Here is a 14,277-nt window from a genome sequence, read left to right as displayed (position 1 = left end):
CGTGCGGTCTGTTGTCCGTGACGGTACTGGTTCGGTCTCGTTGCTGGCACCGGGTGAATTCCGCTGGTGGCACCTGCGTCGGGGCGGTTCCTGCGGTAGAACCGGCTGATGGGTATTGAGCGCACGGTACGGCTCCGGTTTGCCGCGCACGCGGTCGAGGCGGACACCCACGTGAACCTCTCGGCGATCCACACGGATGGTTCGCTGCTCTGGATCGCGGGTGATGAGACGGCCACCATCGAGCGGTTGACCTGCGATGACCCCTCGGCTCCCGCCGAGTACGGGCAGCATGTGACCTTTGCGCTGGACACGTTGATTCGGTTGCCCGGTGCGGCCGACGAAGAGGTCGATGTGGAGGGGATGGCACACACCGGCGACTACCTGTGGGTGGTTGGTTCGCACAGCGCCAAGCGCAAGAAGGTGAAGGACGAGCACGACGACGAGAAGTCCGCGAAACGGCTCGCGGCGGTCAGTGCCGAGCCGGCGCGCCGGGTGCTTGCCAGGCTGGCGATGGATGGTGACGAGCCGGTCGCCGAGGCGAGTGACGGGCGGCGTAGTGCCGCGCTCGGCAAGCATGGGTTGTTCGGCCTGCTCGCCGAGGATGAGCATTTCGGGCCTTTTCTCGGCATTCCGGGTAAGGACAACGGATTCGATATCGAGGGCATCGCGGTGCACGGGGATGCCGGGGCGGAGCGGGTGTTCCTCGGTATGCGCGGACCGGTGCTACGCGGTTGGGCGGCGGTGCTTCAGCTTGAGCCACGGGTCGACGGCGATGAACTCAAGCTGGCCAAGATTGCCGATAAACGGCGGTATGCCAAGCATTTCCTCGATCTCGGTGGGCTCGGCATTCGGGATATGTGCGAGTACGGCGAGGATCTGCTGATCCTGGCGGGGCCGACGATGGACCTGGACGGACCGGTGCGGGTGTTCCGCTGGCCGGGCGCCGCGGCGCTGTCGGCTCCGGACGTGGTGCGGCGCGAGGATCTGCACCAGGTGCTGGAGATCCCGTACGGCGAGGGAACGGACCACGCCGAGGGCATCGCCTTGTTGCCAGACGATCGCCTGCTCGTGGTCTACGACAGTCCAGCATCGACACGGCTGCCGCAGCCCGGCACGGTACTCGCCGACGTTTTCGCCCTGCCACGCTAACCCTAAAGAACGCTGTCACGGGGCGTGACCCAGCCGGTCTCACCTGGTAACCGCAAGATCCCTAAAGAACGCGGTCACGGGGTGTCACAGCGCCTGGCCCCTCGCCAACGTGTGCTTGCAGAACCCTGTTCCGGAAGGCTGACCAGGTGCTCGACCGCGATAATCCGCGGGTGCGCTTGCCGTCACGACTACCCCGATAAGCGCGCTAACCCTAAAGAACGCGGTCACACGCGGTCACGGGGTGTCGCGGCCGGGCACGTCGATCGGGAACAGCGTGGGCGGCAGCTGGCCTTCATGGGTGAGCAGCCAGCGCTTCATCTCCAAGCCACCGCCGAAACCGCCGAGCGCGCCGCCGCTGGCCAGCACCCGATGGCAGGGCAGCACGATTGGGATCGGGTTGGTCGCCATCGCTACCCCGACCGCCCGCGAACCATCCGGCTGGCCGGCAAGCGCGGCGAGCTCGCCGTAGGTGATCGACTCGCCGAACCCGACCTCACGATCCAGCGCGCGCAGCACATCAAGCTGGAAACCGCTGACCACCGCCCAGTCCACGGCCAGGTCGAACCGGTGACGCCGCCCGGCGAAGTAGTCAACCAACTGCTCGCGCACCTCGTCGAGCACGGCCGTCGGCCCATCCTGGGCAAACCCGGGCCCACCGAAGTGCACATCCGTCAGTCCCACATCGCTTGCCGCGAAATGCACCGGGCCAATCGGCGTATCTACCCGCATCCCCGCATTATCGCCGACCTCACCGACACAATGCGCTACAGCGCATGCCCGCCGGCTACCTGCATGACCTGCCCAGTGATCCAGGACGCCTGTGCCGAACTGAGAAACACCACGGCATCGGCGATATCGCTGGGCGTACCAACCCTGCGCAGCGGGATGGCCGGGGTTGCCTCGGCGACGAGTTCATCGGACATCCAGCCGGTCTGCACCGGACCGGGGGCCACGGCGTTCACCCGGATGCCGGCGGGGCCGAGGTCGATGGCCGCCGCCCTGGTGTGCGCCTCGAGCGCGGCTTTGGACGTGCCGTAGCCGACCTGGTTCGGGAACGCCCGTGCGGCGTCGGTGGAGATATGCACCACCGACGCCGGCCGGCCCTGCTCGGCGAGCAGGGCGGTCAGCGTCGCGGGGGCGAACAGGTTGACCGTGTAGTGCCGGCCGAGCCCGGCGAAGTCGAGGCCGTCCGCGCCGTCCGGGGTCTCGCAATGCGCGGCGTTGTTCACCAGTACATCGACCGGCCCGAGCTTCTCGCGTACCTCGTGCAGCATTTCCCGTGGGGCGGACGGATCGCGTAGATCGGCCGGTACCGCGTGCACGCCGGCCGCGCCCTCGGCAGTGAGGGCTTCGAGCCGTTCGTGCGCCCGCGCGGTCGAGCCGGTGTAGTGCGCCCAGCTGACGCCCTCCGGTGGTGCTTCGCCGTCCGGGAAGTAGTGCATCGCGACGCGGGCGCCCTGGCGGGCGAAGGCAAGCGCGATCGCCGCGCCGATACCCCGGTCCGCGCCGGTAACCAGGACAACCCGTCCGGCAAGTGCAGGATCGATCATGGCCGCAGTCTGTGTGCTCCCGGCGCGGCCGGCAACGGCTTTTCCCTCCTGCTGGTGGTGTTCACCTGAAGATCATCTCATCGCCGCCCGCAAGGACACGGCAATCGTGCGAGGCTGCACGGGTGGTGAGCCGACCGAGAACGCGTGCCGGCCGGCGCGTGCTGACCAGCGTGGCCGCGGGGCTCGCGGTGCTGGCCGTGGTCGCGTGTTTCGCGATGTTCGTATCCGTCCAGCCGATTGCCTGGCTGTCCGCCGAACTTCGGCACCGGCCGCTACCTGCGCTGGTGCTCACCATGCTTGGCTTGATGGTTGCCGGTATCGCGGTAGCTGGCCGCCGGCTACTCGCCCTCGTGCTGGCTGGGTTGTGCGTCCTCACCTCCGCGTTGACCGTGCTGGTTCCGGTACTGAGCCAGGCGGGTGCCGCGGCTGACGCGCATGCCGAGGTCTCGGTCGGCGAGTTTCTCGGCGAACCGTTCGGCTCCGCCGCCGAGCCGGAGCCGACCAGCACCGTGCGCTACGCCGCGCCTGGCGGGCACCAGCTGCGGATGGATTTCTGGCGCTCGGAGGTACCTGGCAAACGCCCTGCCGTGCTCTACCTGCATGGCGGTGCCTGGCGTGCGGGTGAACGCGGGGATGCGCCGCGCTGGAAGCAGTTGCTCGGCCAGCGGGGTTTTGACGTGTTCGCCGCGGATTACCGGATGGCCGGCGATGTGCCGGAGGGCACCGCGTGGCGGGCCTCGATCGCGGACGCGAAATGTGCCGCGGCGTGGGTCGCGGCCAATGCCGACGATTTCGACATCGACCCGAACCGGATCACCGTGTTCGGCCAGTCCGCGGGCGCGCAGCTGGCCATGATGGTGGCCTATACCCGAGGCGATCCGGAGTTCTCGCCGAGCTGCCCGTTGCCGGAACCGAAGGTCAAATCGGTGATCGACCTGTACGGGCCAACCGATTTTCCGGAGGCGGTGACCGGTCCTGGCCGCACCGCGAAGCAGACGGGGATCCTGCGCGAACTCTTCGGCGGTGAGCTCGATCGGTTCCCGCAGCGCTATCGGGCGGCCTCGCCGATCAGCCATATCCGGCAGGGCTTGCCGCCCACGCTGATCCTCGCCGGCGAGGCTGATCATCTGGTTCCGGTCGAGCAGTCCCGGTCCCTCGCTGCCGCGCTTGCCGGCGCGAACGTGGTGCACAGCACCACGTATCTGCCATTCGCGGACCACGGTTTCGACTCGAACTGGTCGTCCTACGCGACCCAGTTGAGCAGGCACGAAGTCACTCGCTTCATTACCCGGCACGGTTGAGGTATTCGCGTTGACTCTCCAGTAAGGGGAGACAGCAGGATTGCCACGAACCGACGGATCGGGAACGGAGGTATGCGTGATGTGGGCGAACCAGGCCGGGCAATACGAGGAGGTGCGCCGGCCGGATGACGGTGAGCTGGTCGGCTACGTCGCCCCGGTCGACTCGCCTCCAGGTGACTCGTCCCTAGGTGGCTCGTCCCTAGGTGCCTCGTCGCAGTGCTGGCAATCCATGGCCGTGTTCGGCTATCCGCTTGGCGAGCCAGCTGGCTACACCGAGGCGGTCGACCGGCTGCTGCGGACCGGGTTGGAGTACCTTGCCGAGCCGTGGCAGGTGTATCTGGCCGCGGATGACCGCTGGTACAACTGTCTGCTTCAGGAGGTCTCGCCCAGCCGCGTTCGACTGTCCATTAGCGACTATGGCTCGGCTGACTTCGGCGCGGAGCTGACGCTGCACCGTCCGGGCGCGGACCAGCTACGCCCCACTCGGGCCTGGTGACGCCCCGAGACCGCGATCTTTAGGGATCTTGCGGTTGTGCGGTGGGTGGCGGCATTGGTTCGCCGTAGGTGAGCGCGTGGACGGCCGGACGTAGCACGTTGATCAGCTCGGCGGGTTCGGCCTCGGCTACGCCATCGAGCCCGAGTAGTTCGCGGCCGATGATCGTGCCGAGGCTGATCGCGCCGATCAGGCCGATGCGCAACCCGGCGTCCGTGCCGTCAAGCGCATCGGCCGCCAGTCGCTGCTGTTCGCTGATCGCCGCGCGAACCTCCTCGGCGGCTTCGGGGCGAGTGAGCATCGAGCGCAGCATGGCCAGCGTGCCGGCGCTGTCCGTGGCGAGTTTGCCCGCCAACGAGTCCAGCAGGGATTCCGCGACCTGCTCGGGCGTCTCGCCGAGCGGTTCGTCCGAGGCGATCGTGGCGACCTCGTTGAACAGCGCTTCCTTGCTGCCGAAGTAGCGCATGATCAGGCCGGGGTCGGTTTCGGCTTCGGTGGCGATCGAACGGATCGTGGTGCGGTCATAACCGGATTCGGCGAACTGGCGACGTGCCGCGGCAAGGATTCGGTGTTGGGTCCGCTCCCGCCGCTCGATCCTGGATGGTGGTCGCTGCTCGGTAGCCATGCCTTCAGTCTACGGCCGTTGACCGAACGGCGTGTATTTCAGTCAACGGTTGTAGACTGAAATGAGGGCGTGATGACCGACGTGCTGTCCGATGAGACCGTTCGGGTGCTGGACTGGGCAAAGCAGCTGTTTCTGGCCAAGGACCTTGCCGCGTTCGCCGAGATGTTCGCCGAGGACGGCACCCATGAGTTGCCGTTCGCGCCGCCCGGCGTGCCGGCGTTCCTGCGTGGCAAGGCGAATATCCGGCGATACCTGACCTCGATCACCGCAACGCCGTTGCGGCTGACCGGGTTCGGCGAGATGTCCGTGCATCGGACCAGCGACCCCGAAGTCGTGATCGCCGAGTATTCGGGACACGGGGTGGTGGTGAGTACCGGAAAGCCATACACGATGCCGTATGTGCAAGTTATTCGTGTCCACAATGGCGAGATCGCCATGTGGCGGGACTACTGGAGTCCGTTGGCTGGCTTTCGCGCGCTCGGGTTGCGCGGAACTGTGTCGGTGCTCACGCGGCGGATCATTGATTCCGTGCGGCGGCGAATCCGGAGGTAGTGCAATTATGGGTAGATGAGTGGCTATTCGCCGGTTTTGTCCCTTGCGGATGTGGCGGCCGATCTGGATACCGTCGGTGGCAAGGGTGCTTCCCTCGCCCGTCTTGTCGGCGCCGGCATTCCAGTACCGACCGGATTCCATGTGACGACCCACGCCTATCGCGATTTCGTGGCACGCGATGGCCTGCGGGAACACATTCTGGCCACCGTGGCCGAGACTGACGCGACAGACCAGGACAGTTTGGACAAGGCGGCCGCGTCGATCGCGGAGGCCGTTGCCGGTAGGGAGATTCCGGCAACCATCACGACCGCGATCAGGGATGCCTACCAGCGACTGTCCGGCGATGCCGAATCCGTTGCCGTTGCGGTGCGTTCCTCGGCGACCGCGGAAGATCTGCCGGATATGTCCTTCGCCGGGCAGCAGGATTCCTTTCTCAATATCAATGGCGCGGACGCCCTGCTGGATGCGGTCAAGCGGTGCTGGGCTTCGCTGTGGACCGCGCGAGCCATTGGCTATCGCGCGCGGTATGGCATTGCCCCGGAGGACGTCGCGCTCGCCGTAGTGGTGCAGCGCCTGATCCCTGCCGAGGCCGCCGGCGTGTTGTTCACCGCCAACCCGCTCAACGGCGCCCGAAACGAGCTGATGATCAATGCCGCGTGGGGGCTCGGCGAATCCGTCGTCGGCGGGCAGGTAACCCCGGACACCTACATCGTGGCGCGCCGTACCGGTGCGGAACCGGGGGACGAGCTTCGCCGCGAGATCAACGACAAGGCCGTACAGACGGTTCGGGAAGCCGGCGGCACCCGCGAGTGCCCCGTGCCCGAGGAGCGGCGCCGCGCGGCGGTCCTGGATACCGCGCTCACCCGCGAACTCGCCGCGCTTGGCGAGCGGATCGACGAGCAGTACGGCATGCCGATGGATATCGAATGGACACTGCACGAGGGGCAGCTGTCCATTGTGCAGGCTCGGCCGATCACGAACCTGGCCGACGAGCGGGTCGAACCCGCGGTGTGGAATGACACTCTTGCCGGGGACTACCTGTGGACGAGCGGGAACGTCAGCGAGGCGGTGCCGTCCGTGATGACCCCGGCGACCTGGTCGGCGGTGCGGGTGATCGCCCCGCAGCCGGTCGCGGATCTCCCGCTTGCCGGCAATATCGGGGGTCGCTACTACCTCAATCTCAGTACGACGATCGCCATTGGCAGCGCGCTCGGGATGGGCAAGATCGCGCGCCGCGCCGCGAAGCAGATCTTCGGCCGCGTGCCTGACGGTGTGGGCATGCCCTCGCCGCGAATCTCCCCGAGAACCGCGCTGCGCGGAGTCCTTGATCTCGGGTTGCCCGCCCTTCGGATGGGCATCAACTATCGGCGGCGGTTGCCCGTCCTGCTCGCCGAAACACCCCGTCGATGCCGTGCCGCGCACCGGCGGATCAGCGAAGCCACCGAGCCGGCCGAACTCGTCTCGCTGTGGCATGCCGAGGTGTCCGATCTGCTTTACAACACCTGCACCACGCTTGATCAGGGCGCACGGCAGGCCGCGCTCGGCAAAACCTGGACGACGTTGTGCGATCTGGTCGGTGAAGCCGACGCCAACGCGCTGTTGACCGGTCTGCACAGCGAGCAGGATGAACTGGCCAGCCTCGGGCCAGTACTGGGGCTGGCCAGGGTGCGCAGTGGTGAGCTCAGCGCCGCGGACTACGCGGCGGAATGGGGGCACCGCTGCGCCAACGAATTCGAGCTGTTCGAACCGCGCCCGGCCGAGGATCCTTCCTGGCTTGCCCGGCAGGCGGCGGGCGGCGCGGAGCCGACCGAACTACTGCGGCGGCAGTCCGTCGAACGCGCGCAGGCCTGGCAGCGGTTGCGCCAGCGACATCCCAGCAAGGTCAAGGGAATCGAGCGCACACTGCGGCGAGTGGCGGATAACGCGCGGGCACGGGAGCGGGCGCGTTCGGAAATGGTGCGCGTGTTCTGGGTGCTGCGTGCCTTCGTGCTGCGTGCGGGCGAGCTCACGGAACTCGGCGATGACCTGTTTTTCCTGCCGCTGGACGAGATCCTTGCGGTGCTTGGTGGGTCGCGGGAACCTCTGGCCGCCGTGCCCGCGCAGCGGGCGGCCTATGCGCGCTATAGCGCGCTGCCGCCGTACCCGACGGCGATTCGCGGGCGGTTCGATCCGGTCGCCTGGGCGGCCGATCCGCTACGCAGGGCCGATTTCTACGACGCCGAGCACCAGACCGGCACGGCCGCTCCAGCCGAGGACGCCGCGATCAATGGGTTCGCCGGCGCGGCCGGCGTAGTGGAAGGCGTGGCGCGGGTGGTCGCCTCGGTGACCGAAGGCGAGCAACTGCAACCCGGTGAGATTCTGGTGACCACATTGACCAATGTCGGCTGGACACCACTGTTCCCACGGGTCGCCGCGGTCGTCACCGATGTCGGTGCGCCGCTTTCGCACGCGGCCATCGTGGCGCGGGAACTCGGCGTGCCCGCCGTGGTCGGTTGCGGGAACGCCACGACCCGGATCAGCACCGGGGACCAGATCCGGGTGGATGGCGGGAAGGGCACGGTGACGATCCTGGGTGCCCCGTAGTGCCTGGCGTCTGCGTCAAACGCCCCGCAGTACGCGATCGAGTGCCGCCTGGCCAAGGGGGCCCCAGTGCGGCTTGCCGCCTGGCAGGCCACGATCTCCGTTGCGCCCCATCAGCATGAGGAAGAAGCTCTTCATCGCGGCCAGCCCGCGGGCGCGCCGGATCGTCGCATCGTTCGCGTGCCCGTAGCTTTCGAAGAACCGCGCTGCCATGCCCTCGGGCAGCAGTAGCCAGGCGGCGGCGAGGTCCCACGCCGGATCGCCGGCAAGCAGGTCGCCGAAGTCGACGATGCCCGCGAGCGTTCCGTCCGCGACGACGACGTTCGCGGGGTGCAGGTCGCCGTGCACCCACACCGGTGGACCGTCCCACGCTTCGGCCGCGACGGCGTCGTCCCAGACCGACCGGGCGTCGGCGGCGAGTTCGTCCGGAACCACCGCCTGGCAGAACTGCTCGAAGCCATCTCCGTACTCCCGTGGATGACCGCCACGGTCCGTCGCGATCGGAGCGTCTGCGGGCGCGGCTGAATGAAGCGCCGCGAGGAAGTCCGCCAGGGTGTCGGCCGCATGTGCGCCACGGCTGATCCTGCCGTGGTCAAGTGGTTCGCCGGGAACCCAGGTCATCACGGTCCAGTGCTTGGCGAAACGCTCGGATGGCTCGCCGAATCGCACCGGCGTTGGTACCGGCAGCGGCAGCCGCGGGGCAAGCACGGGTAGCCACTGTCGCTCTTTGCGCTGGAGCTCCGGGGTGCGGTCCATGCGCTGCATGCGGACGACCAACTCCTCGCCGAGGCGCCACATCTGGTTGCCCCAGCCACCGGCCACCTCGCGGATGGTCAGCTCGGCAAGGTCTGGATGTTGCTCCCGCAGCAGCTCGCGGACCAGGCCGGCGGTGATCTCGGGTTCGGTGTCGGTCATATGGAGTCACTGTACTTCGGCCGCACCGCGGTGGAAGACCGCGTCGAGCTGCGCGTCGAGAACCTGTAACGCGGTCTCGGGTGGATAGTGCTTGCCGAGCGTGTGCAGGTTCAGCCCCTCCACGAGTGCCTGTAAGGCGGTGGCCGTCGACGTCGGGTCGATCCCCGCATCCGCGTGCCCGCGCGCTTGGGCGGTACCGATGAGCTCGGCAAGATGCGAGCGCAACCAGGCGCTGTTTTCCCGGAGTACCGCGGCTATCGCGGGATTCACCGCGGCATACGCGTGGAATGCCAGCGCTACCCTGCCTTCGGCGTAGCGCTCCGCGTCCAGTGGTAGCAGCTGGACGAGTAGGGCACGGGCCAGTTCGGCTGGCGCAAGCGTGGTGTGGTCCTCGGCGGCCAGCCGATGTTGTACCCGTTCGCCGACCACTTCCAGCGCGAACAGCAACATCTCTTCCTTGGTGCGGAAGTAGTGCTGCACCATGCCCGAGGTGACCCCGGCTTCGGCGCCGACATGCCGGAGACTCACCGCCTCCAAACCGTTGCCAGCGGCCACGCGCAGCAGGGCATCGGCGATCAGCCTGCGCCGTTCCTGATGATCGACCTGCTTCGGCATGGCGCCATGCTTTCACATTGCGGTCGCATTGACACCTACCGATCCACTCGATACATTGCAGACGAAATGTAAAACTGGTTCCGGCGTGATGGAGGCTGCGATGACCGGCACGATCCCGTATACCTTGCCGTTCTCCCGTCCACGGCCGCTTGATCCACCGCCGGAGTACGCGCGACTGCGCGAATCCGCGCCAGTAGCCAAAGTGTTCGCCATGGACGGCGCGGAGGCCTGGCTGGTTACCTCGTACGAGGCCGCGGCCAGCGCGCTGGCAGACCGCCGACTCGGCGTGGCTCCGCTCGGATATCACTCGCCGGACAACAACACGCTGTTCCAAGATGGACACACGCACGCCAGATTGCGCCGGTTGGTGGCCAAGGCGTTCACCGCCCGCTCGATCAGGGAGCTGCGGATCCGGATCGACCAGCTCGCCGCGCGGCAGGTTACCGAGCTCGCGGCCGAGCGGGCTCCGCGCGACCTCGTCGCGGGGTTGGGTGCACCGTTGTCGATCGGTGTGATCAGCGAACTGCTCGGCGTGGACATCGCGGAACGAGCGCATTTTCAGGCACTTACCGACGCGATGAGCGCCTACGATCCCACCCTTGCCGACGGCGCGGACCCGGAACTGGCGGCCGCGCCATGGTTGGATTTCTGCGCCTATATGGCAGAGCTGATCGCGGCGAAACGGGCCAGTCTGGGTAGTGATCTACTCAGCTCGCTGATCGAAGTGAGCGACGACGCGGACGGTAGGTTGACCGAGGCGGAGCTGGTCGGGATGGCGACGGCCATCGTCGCCGGCGGTTATCAGACCGCAAGCAACGCGCTCGCCGTTGGGGTGTTGCGCCTGCTCAGCGGGCCAGGTCTGGAGGCAGGCGCCGATGAGGCCGTTGTCGAGGAATCGTTGCGGATGCTCGGTGGTCGCACCGGCGAACCGTTCCCACGCTTCGCGCACCAGGACCTCGAGCTCGCCGGAGTGGCAATCGCCGAAGGCGAACGGGTTCTGGTGCGGGTTGAGGCCGCGAACCGGGATCCGCGGCAGTTCGCCGAACCCGATGAGTTCCGGGCCGAGCGGTTTCGCGGCGAGCGCCGGACGCCGCCACTCACCTTCGGGCATGGGCAGCATTTCTGCCTGGGCGCCAACCTGGCGCGCGCCGAGCTAGCCGCCGTGCTGCAAGCACTCGGCGCGCAGCTGCCGGGCTTGCGGCTGGTCGGTTCGGTGACGGATCTCGAATGGCGCGAGGGCGGGACCGACGCCGGCCCGGTTGCGGTGCCGGTGACCTGGGACTAGCGCTAGCAGAATCCGGAACGGGTGAACCAGTCGCGCACCTCGGCCACCCCGCCGAGGCCAAGCGCGACCTGTAGTGCGCAGCGTGCCTGTTCCGGCGGCAGGTCTGGCACGATGATCGCGCCGAGCTTACTCGCCAGGCCGGCACCGCAGTCCGGATCGGGCGGTGTGCCGCCAGTCCTTGCCCGCGTCGCGATCACCACTGGAATGTCCTTTTCGGATAGGTCGGCGATCGTGCCGAACAGCTCGACGGGGACGTTGCCGGCGCCGGTACCTTCCAGCACGATCCCGCGCGTTCCCGTATCGGCAAGCGTGCTCAGCTGCGCAGGGGGCATTCCCGGATAGGCCTTGAGCACAGCGACATCGGCCGTGGGATCGCCGCCGGTCGCGGGAAACGGGGCTGGGGCGGGAGAGGTCAGCGTCAGCCGCCCGTCGGCGATCCGGCCGACCGGTGCCCCCGTGGCGCAGCCGAACCGGGCTGATCCCGTTGCCTCCGCGAGATACGCCCAGCGCGCGGCCTGTAGTTGGCCCGCGGTGCAGATGACCGCGCCATAGCCGGTCAAGCCCTGGTCGCTGACGGCGGTGAGCGCATCATCGAGATTGGCGCGCGCGTCGCCGGCCGCATGATCGAGGCAGCGAGCCGCTCCGGTGAATACGATCCTGGCTTGCGTGGTCATCGGGCCGGCGAGGAGTTCGGAAAGAAAGGCTGCCGTTGCCAACGTATCGATGCCATGCGTGACGAGGACGCCGGCGAAGCCTTCGTTGGTGAGCGCGCCGTGTACTCGGCTGGCGAGCCGCAGCGTGCTTGCCGGATCGGCGTCCCAGCTCGGCTCGGCGGGGTAATCCTCGGGCACCACACGGATGTTGCGCCGTTGCCACGTGGCCCCGGCAAGTAGCTCGCTCGCTGATGCCACTGTGGACTGTCCGGTGTGGTGCCGGTAGGCGATGGTGTCGCCGGTGGCGAGCAGCAGGATACGCGAGGTCACGAGCCAGCCCCGGATGATCCGGCTCCGGCAGCGTCGATGCCGACGTGTTCTTCAAGCCGGTCCAGTCGCGCGAGCAGCGGCCGTAGCTGTTCCCGCAGTGTTGCGGCGAGTAGTTCGCCGGGGGACCCCTTGCCCAGATTGGCGCGCAGATGTTCGTGACCACTCAGCGCGGCGACAATCGCCCTGCGGGTACCTCTGACTTCCGTGCCGAGCTCCCGAAGCGCCTTGCCCGCGAGCCCATCCGGCTCGCTGAGTAGGCCGAGCAGCAGATGCTCGCAGCCGACGTAATTGTGCCCGAGGGAAAGGGCCTCGGTGACGGCCAGTTCGAGCGCATTGGCCGTGGTAGCGCTGAATCGCGTGCCCGCCGGTTCCGCTGTGCCGGTCGAGCCGCGTTCACTGAGGATGGTCGCGAGTTGATCGGGATTGATCTCCTCGGCCCGCAGCACGTGCAGTGCGAGGTTCTGGCCCTCGGTGAGGATCGCCAGTAGCAGCTGCGCGCTGTGTACCTCGGTGGTGCGGTCCGCGCGGGCGCGTTCGATGGCCAGTTCAAGGGCGTTCTTCGCGCGTTCGGTGAACTGGGAAAGCTGCGCGGTTGGGTTGTCGCTGGCCAGATCGCCAAGCGTGGCCGCGCGGATCGCGGTAACCCTGCGTGCCGATGTCGCCAGTGCCCGCTGGCAGATCGCGGAAACCGGCAGCCCGATTTCCTTGACCGTATCGGCGAGCTCATCGGGCAGGTAGACGTTGATCTTTGGCATTGACGGCCCCCTGGATTCGATATGACCCCATTTATAACCCGTCAAGGGGTTATATGGCAACTTCGGCTTAGGCTGGCCGGGTGGTTGAGCGCGCGCGGGCCGAGCTGGTCGCGGACTGTGCACGGTGTTTCGCGCTGTGCTGCGTCGCGCTGCCGTTCACCGCGTCCGCCGATTTCGCGATCGACAAGGCTGCCGGTCAGCCGTGCCCGAACCTCCTGGCGGATTTTCGGTGCGGTATCCACGACCGGCTGCGCCCCGAGGGCTTTCCCGGGTGCGTGGCTTTCGACTGTTTCGGCGCTGGGCAGCGGGTTTCGCGGGAAACCTTCGCCGGTGTGGACTGGCGGAGCCAGTCGGATGGCGGTCGGGCCATGTTCGAGGTATTCCCGGTGGTCCGGCAGCTGCACGAACTGCTCTGGTACCTGGCGGACGTGCGAGCGATCCCGGCGGCCAACGAGCTGCGCGGGGCGCTCGACGAGTTGGCGGCGCGGATCGACCGACTGGCCAGCGGGAATCCGGCCGAATTGCGCGAACTCGACGTGCCGGCGCTGCGGGCGGAGGTCAGTCCGTTGCTGCTGCGGGCAAGTGAACTCGCCAGGGCGGGAGTACGGGGCAGGAAGAAGGATCGGCGCGGGGCTGATCTGCTCGGCGCGAACCTGCGTGCGGCCGATCTGCGTGGGGTGAGCCTGCGCGGAGCTTGCCTGATCGCGGCCGATCTGCGCGGTGCCGATCTACGGTCGGCCGATGTGCTTGGCGCGGATCTGCGCGATGCGCGCCTGGCTGGCGCCGATCTGCGCGACAGTCTGTTCCTGACCAGGGCGCAACTCGACGCCGCGCGCGGCGATGCGAATACCCGGTTGCCGGCCCAGCTTGCTCGCCCCACCCATTGGCTCGGCGCCACGGATGCAGACTCTCCGTAACCGCGTTCGTTAAGGTTAGCGCGGTTCCTGGGCGAGCAGGTGCAAGGCGAACAAGCCGCCGTGCAGGGGCTGGTCCAGGCGCTCGTGGTCGGTTTCCAGGTACTCGTTGATGATCGCGTGAATCCGCAGATCCAACTCGGCGGCCTGCTCCGCGGAAAGGTGCAGCGCGAACCGCTCGAACTCGCGGAGCGCGCCGGGACCGGCGGCGCGTAGCTCGTCCTGGAAAGCCTCGACCGGCGCCAGCTGCCCCTGCTCGTCCGCGCCGGCGAGTGGGTTGTTCAGCTGCCAGGTGCGCTCGGTCGAGCGGTACGGCTTCTCAAGCGCCCCACTGTTCCCGCTACGCACCGGCGCCGGCTCGAGTAGTTCGGCCTGGACGAGCTGGCGCACGTGGTAGTGCATCGTGCCTGGGTCCTGTTCGAGCCGCTCGGCGAGCTGCTTGTTGGTGAGCTCGTACTCGCCGCACAACCGCAGGATGCGCAGTCGCAGCGGATGTGCCAACGCCTTGGTCTCCTGGACCGTAGCCGCTCGCTGTGGCGGCCGAGGGCTGCTCATAGCTG

General features: G+C 67.7%; 15 protein-coding genes. 7 read left to right on the top strand and 8 right to left on the bottom strand.

What is annotated here, in order from left to right:
* Window positions 1-108 precede the first annotated feature (108 nt).
* Window positions 109-1,149, top strand: a complete 1,041-nt coding sequence (locus EV191_RS00555) for a DUF3616 domain-containing protein (protein WP_132874819.1) — start codon at window positions 109-111, stop codon at window positions 1,147-1,149.
* Window positions 1,150-1,383: 234 nt separating this feature from the next.
* Here EV191_RS00555 and EV191_RS00550 read toward each other — a convergent pair whose 3' ends face one another.
* Both EV191_RS00550 and EV191_RS00545 read right to left on the bottom strand, forming a co-directional pair.
* A complete protein-coding gene (locus EV191_RS00550; RefSeq protein WP_132874818.1) occupies window positions 1,384-1,878 on the bottom strand; it encodes a methylated-DNA--[protein]-cysteine S-methyltransferase in 495 nt (164 codons plus the stop codon).
* A gap of 35 nt (window positions 1,879-1,913) precedes the next feature.
* The gene (locus tag EV191_RS00545; RefSeq protein ID WP_132874817.1) at window positions 1,914-2,699 is read right to left on the bottom strand and encodes an SDR family NAD(P)-dependent oxidoreductase; all 786 of its coding nucleotides are present in this window, start codon (window positions 2,697-2,699) and stop codon (window positions 1,914-1,916) included.
* Between the two features lie 125 nt (window positions 2,700-2,824).
* On the opposite strand from EV191_RS00545, the gene EV191_RS00540 reads away from it, so the two are divergent.
* Window positions 2,825-4,000, top strand: coding sequence for an alpha/beta hydrolase (locus tag EV191_RS00540; RefSeq protein ID WP_132874816.1), 1,176 nt, complete (start codon window positions 2,825-2,827; stop codon window positions 3,998-4,000).
* Window positions 4,001-4,079: 79 nt separating this feature from the next.
* Complete coding sequence (locus EV191_RS00535) at window positions 4,080-4,496, top strand: hypothetical protein (protein ID WP_132874815.1); 417 nt, start codon at window positions 4,080-4,082, stop codon at window positions 4,494-4,496.
* A 19-nt stretch (window positions 4,497-4,515) separates the two neighbouring features.
* On the opposite strand, the gene EV191_RS00530 is transcribed toward EV191_RS00535, so the two are convergent.
* Complete coding sequence (locus tag EV191_RS00530) at window positions 4,516-5,118, bottom strand: TetR/AcrR family transcriptional regulator (protein ID WP_132874814.1); 603 nt, start codon at window positions 5,116-5,118, stop codon at window positions 4,516-4,518.
* Window positions 5,119-5,190: 72 nt separating this feature from the next.
* On the opposite strand from EV191_RS00530, the gene EV191_RS00525 reads away from it, so the two are divergent.
* Window positions 5,191-5,670, top strand: a complete 480-nt coding sequence (locus tag EV191_RS00525) for a nuclear transport factor 2 family protein (RefSeq protein WP_132874813.1) — start codon at window positions 5,191-5,193, stop codon at window positions 5,668-5,670.
* Window positions 5,671-5,685: 15 nt separating this feature from the next.
* Window positions 5,686-8,253 (top strand): PEP/pyruvate-binding domain-containing protein, encoded by a 2,568-nt coding sequence (locus EV191_RS00520; RefSeq protein WP_132874812.1) that lies wholly within the window; start codon window positions 5,686-5,688, stop codon window positions 8,251-8,253.
* 15 nt (window positions 8,254-8,268) lie between these two features.
* Here the strand turns inward: EV191_RS00520 and EV191_RS00515 are convergent, their stop codons facing one another.
* Entirely contained in the window at window positions 8,269-9,165 is an 897-nt protein-coding gene (locus EV191_RS00515; protein ID WP_132874811.1) for an aminoglycoside phosphotransferase family protein, read from the bottom strand.
* Between the two features lie 6 nt (window positions 9,166-9,171).
* Window positions 9,172-9,780: a TetR/AcrR family transcriptional regulator gene (locus EV191_RS00510; protein WP_132874810.1), complete on the bottom strand. Its 609-nt coding sequence runs from the start codon at window positions 9,778-9,780 to the stop codon at window positions 9,172-9,174.
* A gap of 100 nt (window positions 9,781-9,880) precedes the next feature.
* On the opposite strand from EV191_RS00510, the gene EV191_RS00505 reads away from it, so the two are divergent.
* Window positions 9,881-11,065, top strand: coding sequence for a cytochrome P450 (locus tag EV191_RS00505; RefSeq protein WP_165912770.1), 1,185 nt, complete (start codon window positions 9,881-9,883; stop codon window positions 11,063-11,065).
* Window positions 11,066-11,067: 2 nt separating this feature from the next.
* On the opposite strand, the gene EV191_RS00500 is transcribed toward EV191_RS00505, so the two are convergent.
* Together EV191_RS00500 and EV191_RS00495 are read right to left on the bottom strand one after the other, a co-directional pair.
* The gene (locus EV191_RS00500) at window positions 11,068-12,048 is read right to left on the bottom strand and encodes an asparaginase (protein WP_243658668.1); all 981 of its coding nucleotides are present in this window, start codon (window positions 12,046-12,048) and stop codon (window positions 11,068-11,070) included.
* Entirely contained in the window at window positions 12,045-12,803 is a 759-nt protein-coding gene (locus EV191_RS00495; RefSeq protein ID WP_132874808.1) for a Clp protease N-terminal domain-containing protein, read from the bottom strand. Before EV191_RS00495 ends, EV191_RS00500 begins: the two co-directional genes overlap by 4 nt.
* 80 nt (window positions 12,804-12,883) lie before the next feature.
* On the opposite strand from EV191_RS00495, the gene EV191_RS00490 reads away from it, so the two are divergent.
* On the top strand, window positions 12,884-13,720 hold the full coding sequence (locus EV191_RS00490) for a pentapeptide repeat-containing protein (protein WP_132874807.1): 837 nt from the start codon (window positions 12,884-12,886) through the stop codon (window positions 13,718-13,720).
* Window positions 13,721-13,735: 15 nt separating this feature from the next.
* Here the strand turns inward: EV191_RS00490 and EV191_RS00485 are convergent, their stop codons facing one another.
* Window positions 13,736-14,272, bottom strand: a complete 537-nt coding sequence (locus EV191_RS00485) for an ArsR/SmtB family transcription factor (protein ID WP_132874806.1) — start codon at window positions 14,270-14,272, stop codon at window positions 13,736-13,738.
* Window positions 14,273-14,277: the final 5 nt, after the last annotated feature.

It is taken from the genome of Tamaricihabitans halophyticus (genome assembly GCF_004340875.1).
In the GTDB taxonomy this organism is placed as follows: domain Bacteria; phylum Actinomycetota; class Actinomycetes; order Mycobacteriales; family Pseudonocardiaceae; genus Tamaricihabitans; species Tamaricihabitans halophyticus.
The sequence above is the reverse complement of the archived record's forward strand: the minus strand, read 5'-3'. Positions and strand labels throughout refer to the sequence as shown.

Coding starts and splice junctions, on each gene's coding strand:
- EV191_RS00555 (WP_132874819.1), top strand. CDS start 109: ATGGGTATTGAGCGCACGGTACGGCTCCGGTTTGCCGCGCACGCGGTC.
- EV191_RS00550 (WP_132874818.1), bottom strand. CDS start 1,878: ATGCGGGTAGATACGCCGATTGGCCCGGTGCATTTCGCGGCAAGCGAT.
- EV191_RS00545 (WP_132874817.1), bottom strand. CDS start 2,699: ATGATCGATCCTGCACTTGCCGGACGGGTTGTCCTGGTTACCGGCGCG.
- EV191_RS00535 (WP_132874815.1), top strand. CDS start 4,080: ATGTGGGCGAACCAGGCCGGGCAATACGAGGAGGTGCGCCGGCCGGAT.
- EV191_RS00530 (WP_132874814.1), bottom strand. CDS start 5,118: ATGGCTACCGAGCAGCGACCACCATCCAGGATCGAGCGGCGGGAGCGG.
- EV191_RS00525 (WP_132874813.1), top strand. CDS start 5,191: ATGACCGACGTGCTGTCCGATGAGACCGTTCGGGTGCTGGACTGGGCA.
- EV191_RS00520 (WP_132874812.1), top strand. CDS start 5,686: ATGAGTGGCTATTCGCCGGTTTTGTCCCTTGCGGATGTGGCGGCCGAT.
- EV191_RS00515 (WP_132874811.1), bottom strand. CDS start 9,165: ATGACCGACACCGAACCCGAGATCACCGCCGGCCTGGTCCGCGAGCTG.
- EV191_RS00510 (WP_132874810.1), bottom strand. CDS start 9,780: ATGCCGAAGCAGGTCGATCATCAGGAACGGCGCAGGCTGATCGCCGAT.
- EV191_RS00505 (WP_165912770.1), top strand. CDS start 9,881: ATGACCGGCACGATCCCGTATACCTTGCCGTTCTCCCGTCCACGGCCG.
- EV191_RS00495 (WP_132874808.1), bottom strand. CDS start 12,803: ATGCCAAAGATCAACGTCTACCTGCCCGATGAGCTCGCCGATACGGTC.
- EV191_RS00485 (WP_132874806.1), bottom strand. CDS start 14,272: ATGAGCAGCCCTCGGCCGCCACAGCGAGCGGCTACGGTCCAGGAGACC.